Origin of the sequence: Vibrio sp. JPW-9-11-11, assembly GCF_013369335.1 — a bacterium.
Lineage (GTDB): Bacteria > Pseudomonadota > Gammaproteobacteria > Enterobacterales > Vibrionaceae > Vibrio.
Genome location: NZ_SZQJ01000005.1, coordinates 695888 through 712994 on the forward strand (window position 1 = coordinate 695888; position 17107 = coordinate 712994).

The following is a 17107-nucleotide window of genomic DNA, read 5'->3' on the forward strand; positions in this document are numbered from 1 at the left end:
GCCATAACTCGTCCAAAATAAAGGGAGCCGTCGCTCCCTTTTTGCTGACTACCAGTCGTGGGTCATCAACACTGGCGGAGGCGCACACTGAGAGAAGACGTCGACAAAACGATACCCGGCATCAAGACCAAGCTGATAATCGTGCAGTAAATCGGCCTTGTCACTCATGAGAGAGCTAGATTTCAGTGCCTGTTCGGGACGAATCTGAATAATGTAACAATCATCTGGCGGCGAATTTAGGAAATCTTGAGTCAAGGAATAGGTTTGATAATGGACCATCAACATATCCGCTAAAGTAGAATCAAATTTGTCACCCAGCAGATGGCTCAGGCGGTATATTTCATCAGCGCCAAATAACCAACGCCCTCCGTTCAGTGACTCCACTTTACTGCCTTGACTCTTCTGTTGAACCGCTCGTTGCATCTGGTAGTTAAAAAAAGCCCCCCAATCCTGCTTCCATTGGCCAATTTTCTCTTGCCACTGCTCCTGGATCACATTGAACGAATCTCGTAACCAGGTCACAGGAGGCTCTTGATTGACCTCGACAGTTCCTGTTGCCAAGTCGTGCCCTTCAGTACGGATGACAACAATACAGCGCGCTTCACGTCGCCATGCTTCCTGTACTGGGATAGAAGCGGAGACACCACCATCGACATACTCGCCATGCGAAAAGCGAACTGGCTCGGCGTACAGGCGTGGTATGGCGCACGTTGCGACCAACACCTGTTTCCAATCTTGCTCCAACATCGGCAAATAGTGATCATGCAATCGAGTGGTATCCGTGACTGCCGCGAAAGCCTGACGACCCTCCAGCATTTTCCGTCCCATATCAATGTCGAGGCGGTAGGGGTAATCGCTGATCTTATCCAACGCCCAATCTAAACCAAGGAACTGCTTACGCCTGATATAACGGAATAATTGAAAGAACTTGGGATCAGTCGTCAAATCGAGAATAAACGAACGGCCGATACCGCGTTGACGGCATAGAAAAGCGCATAAATTAAGTGCACCTGCTGAGGTGCCATAGAAAGAGTGAAAAGGGTCAAAGTTAGAAAGGAGAAACGCATCAAGTACGCCTGCGGTAAAAATACCCCGCTGGCCACCCCCTTGAGCGACTAGAGCATTTTTTCCGCCAGTGTACTTCTTCAGACGTTCAGTATCGAGTTGTACAGCAGCGTCGCTAATAACACCGCAGTTTTTCATACGATTACCTAGGCTGAGATGACCGCGGTAATGGCAAAACCAAGGATTACCGCAAAAGCGGTTGCTGTGATAACAAGTGCAAACTTAAGGTCGTTATTCATAATGCTCTCCTTTTATGTAACAAAGTAATAACATCAGCGTGAGGCATCTTCAATATATAGCCTTTTTTCGTGCGAAATTATCGCGTTAGCGTCACAATTAACAACATGTTTACCGCTGGAGATCTTAAGATGAACAGGTTCACTCAGCTATCAATAGTGTTGGCTATGCCGATTATTCAGCCAGCAATGAGTGCTGAGCTCTATCTGACGCCTTGGTTCGGTTACACCGTCGGCGGTAGCGTCGAAGATCAAGGTCAAAATGAGTTTGATTTGCAAGGTTCACAAGGCTTGGCTTTATCTATCGAACGTTCGTTTGAAACCGGCAGAGTTGGACTGTTTTACGCCGGACAACATACCGATGTCGAGCAGCTAAATTCGAATGCTTCGATGCATTACTTTCATTTTCAAAGCAGTGTCTACTATCCAATACAAGATAAGTTCAACTCTTATCTAGGTATTGGCCTCGGCGGCTCTTATATCGAAGCGCACTGGGTAAGTAAAGAGTTAGGGTTTTCGTCAAGCATCTTTGGCGGCTTCGAGTACCAAATTAATGATACTCTTGCGCTAAACTCCCAGCTGCGCTGGTTAGGTACTGTCGTCGACAACGATACTAGCGGTGCTTGCAACCTGTCAGCCAACGGTGGCGACTCGTGCATTGTGAAGTTTAAAACCGATTGGATGAATCAATTTTCTGCCAATATCGGGCTAACCCTTCGCTTTTAAGAGTTAACGTTTAGATGGAGCCGAAATAGGTGGGGCGCTAGAAAGAGTAGATTACTCCGAAAGCTGCCCCGATTTGCAATTCTGGACCGCGATACAAGTTAAGCTCCGGATGCAATTGCCCATAAATTCGCCAGCCTTGACTCATATTCCAGTTAAGTCCTAACGGAACACGTGCGCCAAACGCCTTTCCTTCCCATTCACCCCACGCTCCTGCACCGGCATACCAAGTGAAAGGGGTCTGGGTATCAAACTGGCCTCGAGTGAAAATGTAATCAAACGCACCGCCATCATTACCCAGTGTGAAACGGTATTGGCTGTCGAGTTCAGCAACCGCACTCAAACCTTGATCTAGCGCCATGCCCAACGAAATATCGGGTGATTGCTGAGCCAATACACTGCTGCTCGCAACGATACTTAGGATGACACTCAACGGCTTAATCATGACTCTGGTTCCTATGAATAATAAACAGCACCAAATTATCCTGATATCCCAAATTACCATGTCATCAATAAGTCAACAGCAAGAAAAACGACCATCAATAAACGCCAAAAAGGAGGCCGAAGCCTCCTTTCAATAGAATGAGTAGGTGGGAATTAACCGTGGTTACGGATCCACTCATCCATTTCAGTTTTTAAGTTATCAGACTTAGTACCGAAAATCGCCTGAACACCACCTGATACAACCACCACGCCTGCTGCGCCAAGTTGTTTCAGTTTGGCTTGGTCAACGTCAGCGGTTTCAGCGACAGAGACACGAAGACGAGTGATACATGCGTCTAGACCAGTGATATTTGCTTTGCCGCCAAATGCTGCAACCAGTTCACCTGCCATGTCAGAACCCGAAGTCGCAGCCGCTTCTTCCGTTTCATCTTCGCGACCTGGTGTTTTCAGATCCATCGCCTTAATTACTGCGCGGAATACCACGTAGTAAACCACAGCGTAAACAAGACCTAGGCCAACCATCAGTACCATGTTTTGCGCATTACCTGAAAGAACAGTGAAGTCGATTAGGCCGTGCGAGAAAGAAGTACCGTGTACAATGCCAAGCGCGTTAGTTAGGAAGAACGCAGAACCCGCTAGTAGCGCGTGTAGAGCGTAAAGCACAGGAGCTACGAATAGGAATGAGAATTCGATTGGCTCAGTGATACCTGTTAGGAACGAAGTCAGTGCCGCAGATGCCATGATACCCATTACTTTGGCGCGGTTTTCTGGCTTAGCAGAATGAGCGATAGCAATAGCAGCAGCTGGTAGACCAAACATCTTGAACATGTAACCGCCTGCAAGTTGACCGAAGCCGTTGCCTGCAGCGCGAGACGCATCGTCTGCTGATAGGTAACAAGTTAGGACACCGTTTAACGCCTCACCGTTAGCATTTACACAAGAACCCGCTTCAAAGAAGAAAGGTACGTTCCAGATGTGGTGTAGACCGAATGGGATCAGTGAACGCTCAACAACGCCGTAGATAGCAAACGCAAGTTGTGGGTTTTGATCTGCCGCCCAGTGAGAGAAAGACGAGATCGCGCCGCCGATTGGTGGCCATACTACTGAAAGCAAGATACCAAGACCGATCGCCGCAAAACCAGTGATGATTGGCACTGCACGCTTACCAGCGAAGAAGCCAAGGTACTCTGGAAGTTGGATTTTGAAGAAACGGTTGAATGCCCAAGCAGCCAAACCACCGACAAGGATACCACCTAGGACACCAGTGTCGATTTTTTCAACACCCATGACACCTGCCATAACGCCTAGCGTTGCAGTCATGATACCGTAACCAACGATAGCAGCAAGACCTGCTACGCCGTCGTTATTGGTAAAGCCAAGTGCTACACCAACTGCAAACAGCAGTGACATTTGACCGAACACTGAACCACCGGCTTGTTCCATTAGGTTAGAAACAATTTCTGGAATGAAGCCAAGGTCGGCAGCACCGACACCAAGTAGGATACCCGCAACAGGAAGTACTGATACTGGAAGCATCAGAGACTTACCTACCTTTTGCAGGTTTGCAAAAAGGTTCTTAAACATGTTTATGCTCCTGATAAGTTATAAGAATTATTGGGTTCTAACGGCACACCCCCGTAGCCTATAATGTTAGCACCCAAAGAAAATGTAACCACATATGACAGTATATTTTCTGCCTCTAAATATATATTGCGTAGAATCGAACTTTCTAGCTAGTTACGAAATTTAGTTTCAAACTAATAGATAGATCACAATACAACTCCAACTGTGAAATGCTTTTCATTGCATTAAACTAATGATTTTATTGATATTAATATTCTTATCGATTAATTTTGATGGGTAAATAAAATAGGCTGGGTTGTTATTTTATGTAACAAACTTACATTCATCGTTTTTTTGCTCTCAACTTCAACAAATTTAGTAAACAACCGCTATTTTTTGACTTACAGTGATTTTGAACACAAAAAAAAGGAGCAATTGCTCCTTTTCTACCCAGAAGTCATTTTCTATCTCAAAAAAAGATTTCTAAAGTTTTCGCTGGTTTTCTGCCCGACCTCGTGTAAAGAACATCCTTTGAGCTGAGCAATATAGGCTGCGACCTCAACTACATAGGCAGGTTGATTTTGTTTCCCACGGTGAGGTACGGGAGCTAGATAAGGCGAATCGGTTTCAATCAACAGGCGCTCAAGCGGTAGAGACTTGACGACTTCCTTTAGCTCTGTTGCTTGCCTAAAAGTCACAATACCGGAGATTGAAATATAGAAGCCCAGTTCCATCGCGGCTTGAGCAAACGGCAAATCTTCGGTAAAGCAATGAATCACTCCACCGCAGCGTTGGGCCTGACCACTGCGTAAAATGTCGAGCGTATCTTCACGCGCATTACGAGTGTGGATGATCAAAGGCTTGTTCAGTTTTACCGCTAACTCGACGTGTTGCTCGAAGCGTAATCTCTGTAACTCCGCAGTTTCAGGCTGATAGTGATAATCGAGGCCTGTTTCTCCTATCGCCACGACCCGTGGGTGCGACGCATATTCTTTAAGGGTGTCCAATGCAAAGTCACTGTCGACGTCGAGCGGATGAACACCGCATGACGCATAGACATTGTCATACGGCTCGATCATGTCCAGCATATTGGGAAAAGAGTCTAAGGTTACCCCAACTGAGAGCAACTCCGTCACGTTTGCCGCTTTCGCTTTGGCAATGACATCATTTACGTCGTGGTGAAGTTCTTGGTAGTCGAGTTTGTCTAGATGACAGTGAGAATCTACGAACATGTGTCCCCGTGAAAGTTAAATAACCAATCTAAGATTAGCAGCTCTGCATTTAACCCGGTGTGCAACCGAAGCTGCTCTAATAAGGTAAGCAGTGCCTGTGATTGAGAGTATAGTCGTTGATAGTCGAGCGAGTGGCAAAGAGTCTGTGCTCCCGGCGTGAAAAACGGCATCATTAACCCATGGTGTGCTTTCTGCGCATCGGTCAGCAAATACCACAGCCACTGAAGTTGCTTAACAGGGTCGCTCGCTAGGCTTTTGGCAAGTTTCAAAGCATCTCCACGTTGCTGGCACCAATCGAGAAGTTGAGACTCTAATTTTTGGTACTGGCTCATGTGGTCTTGTTGAATAAATTCCAACGTCGAGATCGGGGCATTGCCATTAATATGCGCCGCGTATGCAGGTACTGGGCCTTCTACCTGCTCACTTAACCAACTCGCCACTGACTCAGACTCGGGTGCCGTTAAGTGCCACTGCTGACATCGGCTAGTAATGGTCGGTAACAAACCATTCGAACGATGGCTGACTAATAAGAACAAGCAACTGGCAGCGGGTTCTTCGAGCGTTTTCAATAACGCATTGGCCGCCGACTCGTTCATCGCTTCGGCGGGCTCGATAACAAACAGCCTCAATCCAGATAGTTGTGACGACTCCTGCGCTAAACGATTACACTGTCGAATCTGCTCGACCGTGATCGCTTTGCCCTCTTTCTCTGGTTGTACGAGATGGAAGTCGGGATGACTCGCCGAGGTCATAAGCTGGCAACCATGACAAAAACCGCACGCCTCTGCAGGATAGTTTTGACACATCACCGCACGACTGAAATGCGTCACCAGTTGCTCGGAGCCCATGCCTTGCTCTGCGATCAGTAGCGAGGCATTGGCAAAGCGTTCAGCCTCTAAGCTCGCCTGCCACTCTTGCCATAGTGGTTTAAGCCAAGGATACAACTCACTCATTATTTACCCATTTAACCATTGACGAATCACTTGTCGAATATCGTCTGCAACTTGTTCAATCGACTGCTCCGCATTGACCACGACAATCGAGTTGTCTTCATTCGCGAGTTCAAGATAGCGATCACGCGTGCGGTCAAAAAAGCTCATGTCCATTTTTTCAATTCGATCGAGTTCGCCTCGCCCTCGAGCACGCTCTAACCCAACTCGAGGATCAAGATCTAGGTAAATGGTTAAGTCGGGCTTAAATTTGCCCAGCGTGGTGTGCTTTAGCGCCAGCATAGTCTCGCGTGGAATTTCTCGCCCCCCGCCTTGATAAGCTTGTGAAGACAAATCGTGGCGATCTCCGACGACCCAAACACCATTTGCCAATGCGGGTTTGATAACGTTCTCTACGAGCTGAACCCGTGCGGCGTACATCAACAGTAGTTCGGTCATGTCTTGCAGTTGTTCACCTTCATGCTCTTGCTTGACAAGTGTACGTAATTGTTCGGCCAATGCCGTACCACCAGGCTCGCGAGTGTGCTTAATCTTCTCAATTCCCGCTTGGCGTAAGGTGTCTAATACTGCGTTGATAGCGGTGCTTTTCCCCGCGCCCTCGAGGCCTTCGATAACGATAAATTGTGCGTTTTTCATTGATTACTTCTTAATGCTTTAAGGTAGGAGCGAACCGCTCGATTGTGCTCGGCCAATGTTTTAGAAAACACGTGTCCACCATTGCCGCTCGCGACAAAATAGAGATAGCGACTCTGCTCTGGATTAACCGCTGCCATAATCGAGGCCTCTCCGGGCATAGCGATTGGCGTTGGTGGTAGCCCGAAAATCGTGTACGTATTATAAGGGGTTGGGGTGCGCAAGTCCTTTTTACGGATATTGCCGTCGTACTTATCTCCCATCCCGTAAATCACCGTCGGGTCTGTTTGCAGGCGCATGCGTTTATTCAAACGGTTAACGAATACTGAAGCAACACGCTCACGCTCTGACTCCACTGCCGTTTCCTTCTCGATAATTGACGCGAGAATCAGTGCTTCATAAGGCGACTTGAGCGGCAGGTCTTGTTGACGCTCTGCCCAGTGCTTATCTAACACGCTTTGTAACTTGTCGTTTGCACGCTCAAGGATATCAAGATCCGATGTGCCAAATGTATAATGATAGGTTTCTGCCAGAAATAGTCCTTCCAACTTCTGTTGCTCTAAAGCCAGCTTTTGACCTATTTCCGCTTCGCTTAAGCCTTGCAGTTCATGCTGTAAATAAGGAGCACTGGCCAGGATCTCTAGCCACTCCTTAAAAGTTGACCCTTCGACAAAGGTAATCGCAAATTGGTGCTCTTTGCCCTGTTTAAACTGCTCTAGAGCCTCATTGAGTTGAATCCCAGGTTGCAATAAATAAGTCCCGGCGCGCAATTGGGTTAATTCTGGATAAAAGCGACGCACAAGTTTGACCCAGTCACTCGAACCAAGCCACTCTGCTTGCGTCAAGTTAACTAGCACGCGGTTAAAGCTGGTCCCCGGCTCAATAGTGAAAATTTGCTCCTGATCGAGCTGAAGAGGTTGAGTTACATACTGCTCAACTTGTTTGGCGACATAGGAGTAGCCAGCCGTAAGCATCACGGCAACAAAGAGCAACAAGAGAGCGATTTTTTTTATCACGACGCGATCATCTCCTGGATTCGTGTTGTTATTGTTCCAATTTCAAAACTTTTCTTACCTACTTGGCATATCGGCGCGACGCCAAGTAAGCTATTGACCATAAACACCTCATCGGCGTTCATCATTTCAGGTAGCTGATAATCATCCACACATACTGGAATGCCAAGCTGTTGTGCGATATCGAACACCAGCCTACGCATCACCCCGGCGACTCCACAACGGCTGAGATCTGGAGTACACAAGGTACGATTATTGAGCCAAAATAGATTGGCCATCGTGGTTTCGATGACACGGCCATCAAGATCAAGGGCTATACCGTCAGCCAATCCTAGCTGATCCATCTCGGCTTTTAGTATCACCTGCTCCAGGCGGTTATTGTGCTTGTGGCCTGCTAATAGAGGGTTATGGCCTAACCGAGTGCTACACAACCCGATAACCACTCCCTGTCGCCTCCATTGCTCATAATGAACAGGGTAGGTAAAGTCGCTAATGGTAACATTGGGTGACGTTACATGAGTAGGACTATAACCTCTCCCACCTTCACCACGGCTTATGTGTAGCTTTAGACCTGCTTTCGACACTGGCTGCGCCGCACTGAGTAACCATTGATGCACTAAAGGCCAGTCGGGTTCAGGAATCTTAAGCACCTTTAAGCAAGCGTTCATACGTTCTATATGCAACGGCCAGTGTTCAATCTCACCATCGCGCGTCAACATAGTGGTAAAACAACCATCACCATATTGAAACGAACGATCGGTTAAACCAATAGAATCAGCTGGAACACCATTAAGTAGCATCATACTTCCTTACGCCTTAGCTCCGTGAACAACCACAGAGGCTATTAAATAACAAAACGGCTTAATGCCAAAGCAGTAAGCCGTTTTTTATCTTGCTGATGAAGTCTGGTTAAATCTTCTTGAATACGAGCGAGCCGTTAGTACCACCAAAACCGAATGAGTTACAGATAGCGTATTCCATCGATACCTCTTTCGCAGTGTGCGGGACCAGATCGATACCTAACCCTTCTTCTGGATTGTCCAGGTTAATTGTCGGCGGAACGATTTGATCAACCAAAGACATCACCGTAATAATCGCTTCAACCGAGCCTGCAGCACCCAGTAAGTGACCTGTCATCGACTTAGTTGAAGAGACTTTAACTTGCTTCGCCCCTTCTTCACCCAAAGCACGTTTTACGCCTTTGATTTCAGCCACATCGCCTGCAGGTGTTGAAGTACCATGGGCATTCACGTAACCAACTTGGGTACCAGTGATAGCTGCATCACGCATCGCCGCTTCCATCGCCAGAGCACCACCAGAGCCATCTTCTGATGGAGAGGTCATGTGGTAAGCGTCACCAGACATGCCAAAGCCAACCAGTTCAGCGTAAATCTTCGCGCCACGCGCTTTAGCGTGTTCGTATTCTTCCAGAACCATCATGCCAGCGCCATCGCCTAGAACGAAACCGTCGCGGTCTTTGTCCCAAGGACGCGACGCTTTTTGCGGATCATCGTTACGAGTCGATAGTGCTTTCGCGGCGCCAAATCCCGCCATACCGAGTGGTGTAGACGCTTTTTCAGCACCACCTGCAACCATAGCGTCTGCATCACCGTAAGCGATCATACGCGCCGCATGGCCGATGTTATGCAGACCTGTCGTACACGCCGTCGAGATCGCGATATTTGGACCGCGGAGACCACGCATAATAGATAAGTTACCTGCAACCATATTGACAATAGTTGAGGGGACGAAGAATGGGCTCACTTTACGCGGGCCTTTTTCAACCAGCGCAGTATGGCCAGTTTCGATAAGATCAAGGCCACCAATGCCTGAACCGATTGCCACACCAACTCGTGCGGCATTTTCTTCGTTAATTTGTAGACCTGAGTCATCTAGAGCTTGAATACCTGCCGCGATACCGTACTGGATAAATAAATCCATTTTACGCGCATCTTTTTTGGACATGTATTCAGTACAATCAAAGTCTTTAACTAAGCCTGCAAAGCGAGTAGAGAAATTTTCGGTGTCAAAATGCTCGATATTCACGATACCACTTTGACCAGCTAGCAGGGCTTTCCAAGATGATTCTACAGTGTTGCCTACCGGTGACAACATACCCATGCCAGTGACAACAACACGACGCTTGGACACGATTTTATTCTCCGGAAATGAAATGATTCTATGGAAGGATAGAAGGGTTTAAAAGAACACAGGCGGCCAGAAGGCCGCCTGGGAGAGATATTACTGAGCGCTGTTTACGTAGTCGATTGCAGCTTGAACAGTAGTGATTTTCTCAGCTTCTTCGTCTGGAATCTCAGTGTCAAATTCTTCTTCTAGAGCCATTACTAGTTCAACAGTGTCTAGAGAATCAGCACCTAGATCATCAACGAATGAAGCTTCGTTTTTAACTTCAGCTTCGTCTACACCTAGCTGTTCAACAATGATTTTCTTTACGCGTTCTTCGATGTTGCTCATTTTTCTTTTCCTTTACAGATTTCGCTCAATGCGATGATTCCGTAGTTTATTAGAACTACTGAAAGTTGCAAGAGGGACCTTGCTGGTCAAACCACAATTTTAGCGATTTTAACCGAAATTCAATACATTTTTGACTTAAATCATGCACAAATGTTGCGCATTTCTCTGTCAATTATCACAAACTATAGGTTATTTTTATGACAATAAATAGCCCAGTCCGCGACATTATGGGGAAATTCGCTGCAGTTGCAGAAATTTGAGTGAAAACTAATGAAAAAGTTCACCATTTCTGCACAAAAGCGATTTACACCATGTACATACCGCCATTTACATGCAAAGTTTCACCGGTAATGTACGCCGCTTCTGGAGAAGCGAGGAACACAACCGCAGAGGCAATCTCACGTGGATCACCTAAACGACCCGAAGGTACGTTAGCTAACGTTGCCGCACGTTGCTCATCATTCAGCGCTTTCGTCATATCCGTTTCGATAAAACCAGGTGCCACAGTGTTTACTGTTACACCGCGAGAAGCCACTTCGCGGGCCATTGATTTAGTAAAACCGATCACGCCCGCTTTCGCTGCTGCGTAGTTAGCTTGACCTGCGTTACCCATGGTTCCCACAACAGAGCCAACGTTAATGATGCGACCTGCACGTTTTTTCATCATGCCACGCAACACCGCTTTTGACATGCGGAAAATCGGCGTAAGGTTAGTATCAATGATGTCATTCCACTCATCATCTTTCATACGCATTAGAAGGTTATCGCGTGTGATACCTGCGTTGTTCACTAGGATATCGATAGCGCCAAACTCATCGTTGATGGTTTTTAGCGTCGCTTCGATTGACTCAACGTCTGTTACGTTCAGTGCAAGACCTTTACCATTCTCGCCTAAGTACTCACTGATCGCAGTAGCACCGCCTTCTGATGTCGCAGTACCAATTACTGTCGCGCCGCGTTCTACAAGAAGCTCAGCGATAGCACGGCCAATGCCGCGGCTTGCGCCAGTGACTAAGGCAATTTTGCCTTCCAGATTCATCATGATTGTTGTTCCTTAAAGTTTACTTAGCCGCATCTAGTGAAGTGATGTCGTTCACTGCCGCGCCACTTAGTGTCTTCACAATACGTTTAGTTAGGCCAGTGAGTACTTTTCCTGGGCCAAGCTCTAATAGTTTTTCAACGCCTTGCTCGCTCATTAGCTGAACGCTCTCAGTCCAACGAACTGGGCTGTATAGTTGACGTACTAGTGCATCTTTAATTTTTGCAGGGTCTGTTTCAGCAGCAACGTCTACGTTGTTGATTACAGGCAGCTGAGGTGTATTGAACTGAATCTCTTCAAGTGCAATCGCAAGCTTGTCAGCCGCTGGCTTCATTAGCGCACAGTGAGACGGCACAGAAACAGGCAGTGGCAGAGCACGCTTCGCGCCCGCTTCTTTACACAATGCACCCGCACGCTCTACTGCGTCTTTGCTACCCGCGATAACCACTTGGCCTGGCGAGTTGAAGTTAACTGGAGACACAACATCACCCTGTGCGGCGTCTTCACACGCTTTCGCAATCGCGTCATCGCCAAGACCGATGATTGCATACATTGCGCCCGTACCTGCAGGTACCGCTTCTTGCATTAGGCGACCACGTAGTTCTACCAGTTTGATCGCTTGTTTAAAGTCGATAACGCCAGCACAAACCAATGCTGAATACTCACCGAGGCTGTGACCTGCTAGGTTTGCTGGTTGTTCTAGACCTAGCTCTTGCCATACACGCCAAATAGCAACAGAAGATGCAAGCAGAGCAGGTTGAGTGCGGAATGTTTGGTTTAGATCTTCTGCTGGGCCGTTTTGAACCAATGCCCAAAGATCGTAGCCTAGTGCGTCAGACGCTTCCGCAAAAGTTTGTTTAACGACTTCATACTGTTCGCCTAGCTCTGCAAGCATACCTACAGCTTGTGAGCCTTGACCTGGAAATACGATAGCAAACTTGCTCATAGTTTTTTCCTTTAACCAAAGTAAGAAAGAAAAGATGCCTAAAAAGGCACCTTAATTTAAATGTGTTGCTGGGGTTAGAACTTAACCAGTGCAGAGCCCCAGGTAAACCCGCCACCAAATGCTTCAAGAAGCAATGTTTGGCCACGTTTGATTCGACCATCACGTACGGCTTCATCTAGTGCAGTTGGTACAGTCGCTGCCGACGTATTACCGTGTTTATCAAGGGTTATCACCACTTGATCGAGCGACATTGACAGCTTTTTCGCTGTCGCAGAGATGATCCGATAATTCGCTTGATGTGGCACTAACCAGTCCAACTCAGACTTGTCCATACCATTTTCTTTCAGTGTTTCTGTTACAAGACGGGATAGCTGTGTCACCGCGACTTTGAACACTTCATTGCCAGCCATATGCAGCCAACTATTGATATCTTCGTTGTGTTCAAAGCTGCCCGCCTGATCGTCAACGCGATGAGGGTGTTTAAGGCTAAGCAAATCACCAAATCGGCCATCGGCATTGATGGTTGTAGAGAGAATGCCTGGTTCTTCGCTGGCACCTAAGACAACCGCCCCTGCAGCATCGCCAAATAAAATGATCGTCGAACGGTCATTAGGATCACAAGTTTTAGACAATGCGTCTGAACCGATCACCAATACATTTTTACAATGACCGGTCTTGATGTATTGATCGGCAACAGATAAAGCATAAACGAATCCCGAACATGCCGCCGCCATATCAAATGCCGGGCAATGCTTGATTCCAAGCAGCGCTTGAACTTGACATGCCGCGGACGGGAACGCGTGAGAACCACTCGTGGTTGCAACCAGAATCATGTCGATATCGTCTTTATCGATACCAGCCATTTCAATCGCATGTTTTGCCGCGATATAGCCCATGTCGGCAACTGTCTCGTTCTCAGCAGCGATACGACGTTCTTTAATACCCGTGCGAGCGACAATCCACTCGTCACTAGTATCTACCGTTTTCTCTAGGTCTGCGTTGGTACGCACCTGAGATGGCAGGTAGCTGCCAGTACCTAAAATTTTGCTATACATGAAGACTAATAATGCCTCTCGAGTAAAACCGCTTCCAAACGATCACTAATACGGGTGGGTACTTGTCGTTTGACCTCATGCAGTGCTTCACCAATCGCGTTGATGACTGCGTCTACATCAGCACTTCCGTGGCTTTTTATGACAATGCCGCGCAATCCTAGCAAACTTGCACCATTATACTGGTCGGGGTTCAATGTTTTTAGCTCATTAAATAACCCAGAAAATAATTTTCTTGCAATCCAGCCCTTTATCGAAGAAGCCATCATGCTCGATTTCATCTTTTCAATAAAGAGCTGAGCCGTACCTTCGCAAGCTTTTAAACAGACATTGCCCACAAAACCATCACAAACAACCACATCTGCGGCATCGTGGAGTAATTGATTACCTTCAATATAGCCAACAAAGTTGACTGACTGGGTCTGAGATAGCATTTCTGCGCAGCGTTTGACTAGGTCGTTGCCTTTGATTTCTTCAGCACCAATATTGAGAATCGCCACACGAGGAGCTCTTTGCAAATACTGCTCAGCCAGAGCGCTGCCCATTACCGCAAACTGAAACAGAGAGTCCGCATCACTCGAAACATTTGCCCCTAAATCCAGCATCCATGTCCGCCCGCCAGCAGCGGTAGGTAAGGCAGAAATCAACGCCGGGCGTTCGATACCAGGTAGCAATTTTAATTTAAAACGAGACAGCGCCATCAATGCGCCTGTATTACCGCAGCTCACACAAGCATCTGCTTGGTTATCTGCCACCATTTCAATAGCGGTCCCCATGGAGCTACCATGACTGTTTCTAAGTGCGAGAGAAGGTTTTTCGGAGTTGGATATCACTCGGTCAGTATGTTCAATACTCAGCCGAGCATCTGGCTGATAACCAAGGGAGGATAATTGAGTCGTGATCGCGTTTTGATCACCAATTAGGGTCACTTTTAGCTCTGGGAAATGCGACAGTGCCTGCACGGCGGCAGGCACTGTGACGCGAGGACCGAAGTCCCCGCCCATTGCATCAAGTGCAACGGTTATATTATGCAAAGGTCAACCTTACTTGTTGATAACCTTTTTGCCACGGTAGTAACCTTCAGCAGTTACGTTGTGACGTAGGTGAGTTTCACCTGAAGTTGCGTCTACAGATAGTGCAGCTGTAGTTAGGGCATCGTGTGAACGACGCATACCACGCATTGAACGTGATTTCTTGCTCTTTTGTACGGCCATTGACCCTACTCCTATGTAAGTCGTTAAAGAATTACTTCTTTAAGCTTTTTAAAACATCAAATGGATTCGGCTTGTCTTCCACAATTTCTTCTGGGATCTCACCAAACACCATATTATCTGAATCAACGCTACAATCCGCTTCGTCATGCATTGCAATTTGAGGCAAGTTTAGAATGAACTCGTCTTCAACTAACTGTATTAGGTCTACTTCACCGTACTCGTTCAGATCTACCAAATCGTACTCTTCCGGTGCTTCCTCTTCAGTCTTCTCGCCGCGGTACGGCGTGTAGGTGAATTGGACATCGCACTCGTGTGCGAAAACCTCATTACAGCGTTGACACTCTAAATCGACTACGATGTTAGCTTTACCAGAGATAACAACGAGTCGCTGCTCATCTAAGTCAAATGACAATGACACTTGAGCGTCGCGTTTTACGCCTTCGACTGACTCCTCCAAGCGCTTAAAGAGACTAACTTGAATAATACCTTCAAAGTCGAGTCGCTTCTGAGCAGCGCGTGCGGGATCAACCGTTCGCGGTATTTTTACCTTTTGCATAGGGCGCGAATTCTATCTTCCAAATCGTTTATAGTCAAAGAAAAAGGGCAAAAAGTTGTACTTTTTTTCCTTATCAGCGAGAGAGCTAGTATCACAACCATAATATCGATTAAGCTCACACTAACCCGCCGTTAGATTGTAAATTAAAATGCCAAATTACCAACTAGTTTTAGCTTCTACCTCACCATACCGCAGACAACTGCTCAATAAACTGGCAATGGAGTTCGTGACTGCATCACCCGAATTTGATGAGACGCCTTTAGAAAATGAAAGCCCAGTTGAACTGGTAACCCGTCTCGCCAAGGGTAAAGCGCAGTCGTGCCCAGTTTCAAAACCCAGTTTAGTCATAGGTAGTGATCAAGTTTGCGTGATCAACAATAAAATTATCGGTAAACCTCACACGCGCGAAAAGGCCATCGAGCAGCTCACGCAGCAAAGCGGTCAGCCGATCGAATTTTATACCGGCTTAGCGCTGTATAATTCGCACACAAATGAAACTGAGGTAAAAGTCGATACTTTTACGGTGCATTTTCGTCATCTGACACACAAACAAATCACCAATTACGTCGATAAAGAACAGCCGTTTTTTTGCGCGGGCAGCTTCAAAAGTGAAGGGTTAGGTATCGCCCTATTAGAACGACTGGAAGGTAAAGATCCGAACACTTTGGTAGGTCTGCCGTTAATTGACCTAATTGACATGCTAGAAGCACAAGGGGTTGAGGTGCTTTGACTGAGTAGACTAGCTAACCGACTTTCGTCGTCTTTTTTACCGCGAAAAGCCAGCACGTTGAGTAACTCTTGAGGCGAGTCGAGAACCTAAAGGGGTTCCTGACTCGCTCACTCATCACACCAAGGAATGATGCTTTATAGCTGACGCAACCCTGCCAAAGCCTTTTCTAACTTTGGTTCCATCGGCGCATTGATTTCCATCCACTCATCATTGGCTGGATGCTGAAACTTGATGTTAGCGGCGTGGAGAAATAATCGGTCAAGCCCCACTTTTGCGGTGTAGGCGTCAAAGCGACGGTCACCGTAACGATCGTCCCAGGCAATCGGATGACCGGTATATTGAGTATGAACACGAATCTGATGTGTCCGGCCAGTGATTGGGCTAGCCTGGATTAAGGTCGCGTCAGCAAACTTTTCCAGAATTTTAAAACGAGTTTCTGACGCTTTTCCTTTCGGGTTAACACGAACAATACTGTTCACTTCGTTTTTCAGCAGCGGCGCGTCCACTTTTTTGCAACTCGCTTTCCACTCCCCCATTACCAAAGCAAAGTAATATTTTTGTACTGTCTTCTCACGAAACTGCGCTTGCAGATGACGCAGCGCAGAACGCTTCTTGGCAACCAACAGGATACCCGAAGTATCCCGGTCGATACGATGGACAAGCTCCAAAAAACGTGCCTGTGGCCTGAGCGCACGAAGCGCTTCAATTGCGCCAAACTTCAAACCGCTGCCACCATGTACGGCAGTGCCCGAGGGTTTATTGAGCACCAACATATGATCATCTTCATAGATAATCATATGTTCTAGTTCTGCGACTTTGTTGAGTTTGGTACTTGGCGCAACTTCGTCTGCTTTTTCTTCTATGGTCACTGGAGGGATTCTGACCAAGTCACCTGCTTTTAGTTTGTACTCGGCTTTAATCCGCTTCTTATTTACACGTACTTCACCTTTACGCAAAATACGGTAAACCATACTTTTTGGGATGCTTTTCAATTGGTTGCGTAAGAAATTATCAATACGCTGACCTGCCATATCTTCGTCGATGTCGACAAACTGGACTTTTGTTCTAATTTCACTCATGCATTTATTCTAACATTCAAAGGTGCGCACAATCACATTTTATGCGCAACAAATTGGAAAATCGGCTTATAAGAATGGTTTGCAAATCCGCTACGAATAAAAATCCATCAATTTTCTTACAAATCTCAAAAACATCTCCAATTAAACCTATAAAACA

20 protein-coding genes are annotated in these 17107 nt (G+C 46.8%); 2 read left to right on the plus strand and 18 right to left on the minus strand.

The annotated features are described in order from the left end of the window. Nucleotides 1–48 precede the first annotated feature (48 nt). Complete coding sequence (locus FCU94_RS08845; protein WP_176288171.1) at nt 49–1203, minus strand: patatin-like phospholipase family protein; 1155 nt, start codon at nt 1201–1203, stop codon at nt 49–51. Between the two features lie 8 nt (nt 1204–1211). After that, nucleotides 1212–1304: a cytochrome bd-I oxidase subunit CydH gene (cydH, locus tag FCU94_RS08850; RefSeq protein WP_176288172.1), complete on the minus strand. Its 93-nt coding sequence runs from the start codon at nt 1302–1304 to the stop codon at nt 1212–1214. A gap of 129 nt (nt 1305–1433) precedes the next feature. On the opposite strand from cydH, the gene FCU94_RS08855 reads away from it, so the two are divergent. Further along, entirely contained in the window at nt 1434–2027 is a 594-nt protein-coding gene (locus FCU94_RS08855; RefSeq protein ID WP_176288173.1) for a porin family protein, read from the plus strand. Nucleotides 2028–2064: 37 nt separating this feature from the next. Here FCU94_RS08855 and FCU94_RS08860 read toward each other — a convergent pair whose 3' ends face one another. The 15 genes from FCU94_RS08860 to yceD form a co-directional block, all read right to left on the minus strand. Then, nucleotides 2065–2469 carry a hypothetical protein gene (locus FCU94_RS08860; RefSeq protein ID WP_176288174.1) on the minus strand — a complete coding sequence of 135 codons (405 nt, stop codon included), beginning with the start codon at nt 2467–2469 and terminating at the stop codon, nt 2065–2067. A gap of 152 nt (nt 2470–2621) precedes the next feature. Further along, nucleotides 2622–4052, minus strand: coding sequence for a PTS glucose transporter subunit IIBC (ptsG, locus tag FCU94_RS08865; RefSeq protein WP_176288175.1), 1431 nt, complete (start codon nt 4050–4052; stop codon nt 2622–2624). A 443-nt stretch (nt 4053–4495) separates the two neighbouring features. Next, the gene (locus tag FCU94_RS08870; protein ID WP_176288176.1) at nt 4496–5263 is read right to left on the minus strand and encodes a TatD family hydrolase; all 768 of its coding nucleotides are present in this window, start codon (nt 5261–5263) and stop codon (nt 4496–4498) included. Next, nucleotides 5254–6216, minus strand: a complete 963-nt coding sequence (gene holB, locus FCU94_RS08875) for a DNA polymerase III subunit delta' (RefSeq protein WP_176288177.1) — start codon at nt 6214–6216, stop codon at nt 5254–5256. Before holB ends, FCU94_RS08870 begins: the two co-directional genes overlap by 10 nt. Nucleotides 6217–6219: 3 nt before the next feature. Continuing rightward, entirely contained in the window at nt 6220–6849 is a 630-nt protein-coding gene (gene tmk, locus FCU94_RS08880) for a dTMP kinase (RefSeq protein ID WP_176288178.1), read from the minus strand. Next, entirely contained in the window at nt 6846–7862 is a 1017-nt protein-coding gene (gene mltG, locus FCU94_RS08885; RefSeq protein ID WP_176288179.1) for an endolytic transglycosylase MltG, read from the minus strand. Before mltG ends, tmk begins: the two co-directional genes overlap by 4 nt. Beyond that, nucleotides 7859–8662 carry an aminodeoxychorismate lyase gene (pabC, locus tag FCU94_RS08890; protein WP_176288180.1) on the minus strand — a complete coding sequence of 268 codons (804 nt, stop codon included), beginning with the start codon at nt 8660–8662 and terminating at the stop codon, nt 7859–7861. The genes mltG and pabC overlap by 4 nt, the downstream gene beginning before the upstream one ends. Nucleotides 8663–8768: 106 nt before the next feature. Beyond that, the gene (fabF, locus tag FCU94_RS08895; protein ID WP_176288181.1) at nt 8769–10010 is read right to left on the minus strand and encodes a beta-ketoacyl-ACP synthase II; all 1242 of its coding nucleotides are present in this window, start codon (nt 10008–10010) and stop codon (nt 8769–8771) included. A gap of 90 nt (nt 10011–10100) precedes the next feature. Further along, nucleotides 10101–10334 (minus strand): acyl carrier protein, encoded by a 234-nt coding sequence (acpP, locus tag FCU94_RS08900; RefSeq protein ID WP_004406112.1) that lies wholly within the window; start codon nt 10332–10334, stop codon nt 10101–10103. 304 nt (nt 10335–10638) lie between these two features. Then, on the minus strand, nt 10639–11373 hold the full coding sequence (gene fabG, locus FCU94_RS08905; RefSeq protein ID WP_176288364.1) for a 3-oxoacyl-ACP reductase FabG: 735 nt from the start codon (nt 11371–11373) through the stop codon (nt 10639–10641). Between the two features lie 22 nt (nt 11374–11395). Then, nucleotides 11396–12319 carry an ACP S-malonyltransferase gene (gene fabD / locus FCU94_RS08910; protein ID WP_176288182.1) on the minus strand — a complete coding sequence of 308 codons (924 nt, stop codon included), beginning with the start codon at nt 12317–12319 and terminating at the stop codon, nt 11396–11398. Between the two features lie 74 nt (nt 12320–12393). Next, nucleotides 12394–13374 (minus strand): beta-ketoacyl-ACP synthase III, encoded by a 981-nt coding sequence (locus tag FCU94_RS08915; RefSeq protein WP_176288183.1) that lies wholly within the window; start codon nt 13372–13374, stop codon nt 12394–12396. A gap of 5 nt (nt 13375–13379) precedes the next feature. Further along, the gene (plsX, locus tag FCU94_RS08920; protein ID WP_176288184.1) at nt 13380–14405 is read right to left on the minus strand and encodes a phosphate acyltransferase PlsX; all 1026 of its coding nucleotides are present in this window, start codon (nt 14403–14405) and stop codon (nt 13380–13382) included. A gap of 9 nt (nt 14406–14414) precedes the next feature. Further along, nucleotides 14415–14585 (minus strand): 50S ribosomal protein L32, encoded by a 171-nt coding sequence (rpmF, locus tag FCU94_RS08925; RefSeq protein WP_004414666.1) that lies wholly within the window; start codon nt 14583–14585, stop codon nt 14415–14417. A gap of 31 nt (nt 14586–14616) precedes the next feature. Then, nucleotides 14617–15141, minus strand: a complete 525-nt coding sequence (yceD, locus tag FCU94_RS08930) for a 23S rRNA accumulation protein YceD (RefSeq protein WP_176288185.1) — start codon at nt 15139–15141, stop codon at nt 14617–14619. A 148-nt stretch (nt 15142–15289) separates the two neighbouring features. Here yceD and FCU94_RS08935 point away from each other — a divergent pair, with 148 nt between their 5' ends. Further along, the gene (locus FCU94_RS08935; protein WP_176288186.1) at nt 15290–15871 is read left to right on the plus strand and encodes a Maf family protein; all 582 of its coding nucleotides are present in this window, start codon (nt 15290–15292) and stop codon (nt 15869–15871) included. Between the two features lie 134 nt (nt 15872–16005). On the opposite strand, the gene rluC is transcribed toward FCU94_RS08935, so the two are convergent. After that, complete coding sequence (rluC, locus tag FCU94_RS08940) at nt 16006–16950, minus strand: 23S rRNA pseudouridine(955/2504/2580) synthase RluC (protein WP_176288187.1); 945 nt, start codon at nt 16948–16950, stop codon at nt 16006–16008. Nucleotides 16951–17107: the final 157 nt, after the last annotated feature.

What these genes read in the sequence shown, in the direction of transcription:
- FCU94_RS08845 (WP_176288171.1), bottom strand. Translation starts at nt 1,203, where the DNA reads ATGAAAAACTGCGGTGTTATTAGCGACGCTGCTGTACAACTCGATACT.
- fabD (WP_176288182.1), bottom strand. Translation starts at nt 12,319, where the DNA reads ATGAGCAAGTTTGCTATCGTATTTCCAGGTCAAGGCTCACAAGCTGTA.
- pabC (WP_176288180.1), bottom strand. Translation starts at nt 8,662, where the DNA reads ATGATGCTACTTAATGGTGTTCCAGCTGATTCTATTGGTTTAACCGAT.
- FCU94_RS08855 (WP_176288173.1), top strand. Translation starts at nt 1,434, where the DNA reads ATGAACAGGTTCACTCAGCTATCAATAGTGTTGGCTATGCCGATTATT.
- FCU94_RS08860 (WP_176288174.1), bottom strand. Translation starts at nt 2,469, where the DNA reads ATGATTAAGCCGTTGAGTGTCATCCTAAGTATCGTTGCGAGCAGCAGT.
- FCU94_RS08915 (WP_176288183.1), bottom strand. Translation starts at nt 13,374, where the DNA reads ATGTATAGCAAAATTTTAGGTACTGGCAGCTACCTGCCATCTCAGGTG.
- cydH (WP_176288172.1), bottom strand. Translation starts at nt 1,304, where the DNA reads ATGAATAACGACCTTAAGTTTGCACTTGTTATCACAGCAACCGCTTTT.
- ptsG (WP_176288175.1), bottom strand. Translation starts at nt 4,052, where the DNA reads ATGTTTAAGAACCTTTTTGCAAACCTGCAAAAGGTAGGTAAGTCTCTG.
- yceD (WP_176288185.1), bottom strand. Translation starts at nt 15,141, where the DNA reads ATGCAAAAGGTAAAAATACCGCGAACGGTTGATCCCGCACGCGCTGCT.
- fabG (WP_176288364.1), bottom strand. Translation starts at nt 11,373, where the DNA reads ATGAATCTGGAAGGCAAAATTGCCTTAGTCACTGGCGCAAGCCGCGGC.
- acpP (WP_004406112.1), bottom strand. Translation starts at nt 10,334, where the DNA reads ATGAGCAACATCGAAGAACGCGTAAAGAAAATCATTGTTGAACAGCTA.
- rluC (WP_176288187.1), bottom strand. Translation starts at nt 16,950, where the DNA reads ATGAGTGAAATTAGAACAAAAGTCCAGTTTGTCGACATCGACGAAGAT.
- FCU94_RS08870 (WP_176288176.1), bottom strand. Translation starts at nt 5,263, where the DNA reads ATGTTCGTAGATTCTCACTGTCATCTAGACAAACTCGACTACCAAGAA.
- FCU94_RS08935 (WP_176288186.1), top strand. Translation starts at nt 15,290, where the DNA reads ATGCCAAATTACCAACTAGTTTTAGCTTCTACCTCACCATACCGCAGA.
- rpmF (WP_004414666.1), bottom strand. Translation starts at nt 14,585, where the DNA reads ATGGCCGTACAAAAGAGCAAGAAATCACGTTCAATGCGTGGTATGCGT.
- holB (WP_176288177.1), bottom strand. Translation starts at nt 6,216, where the DNA reads ATGAGTGAGTTGTATCCTTGGCTTAAACCACTATGGCAAGAGTGGCAG.
- tmk (WP_176288178.1), bottom strand. Translation starts at nt 6,849, where the DNA reads ATGAAAAACGCACAATTTATCGTTATCGAAGGCCTCGAGGGCGCGGGG.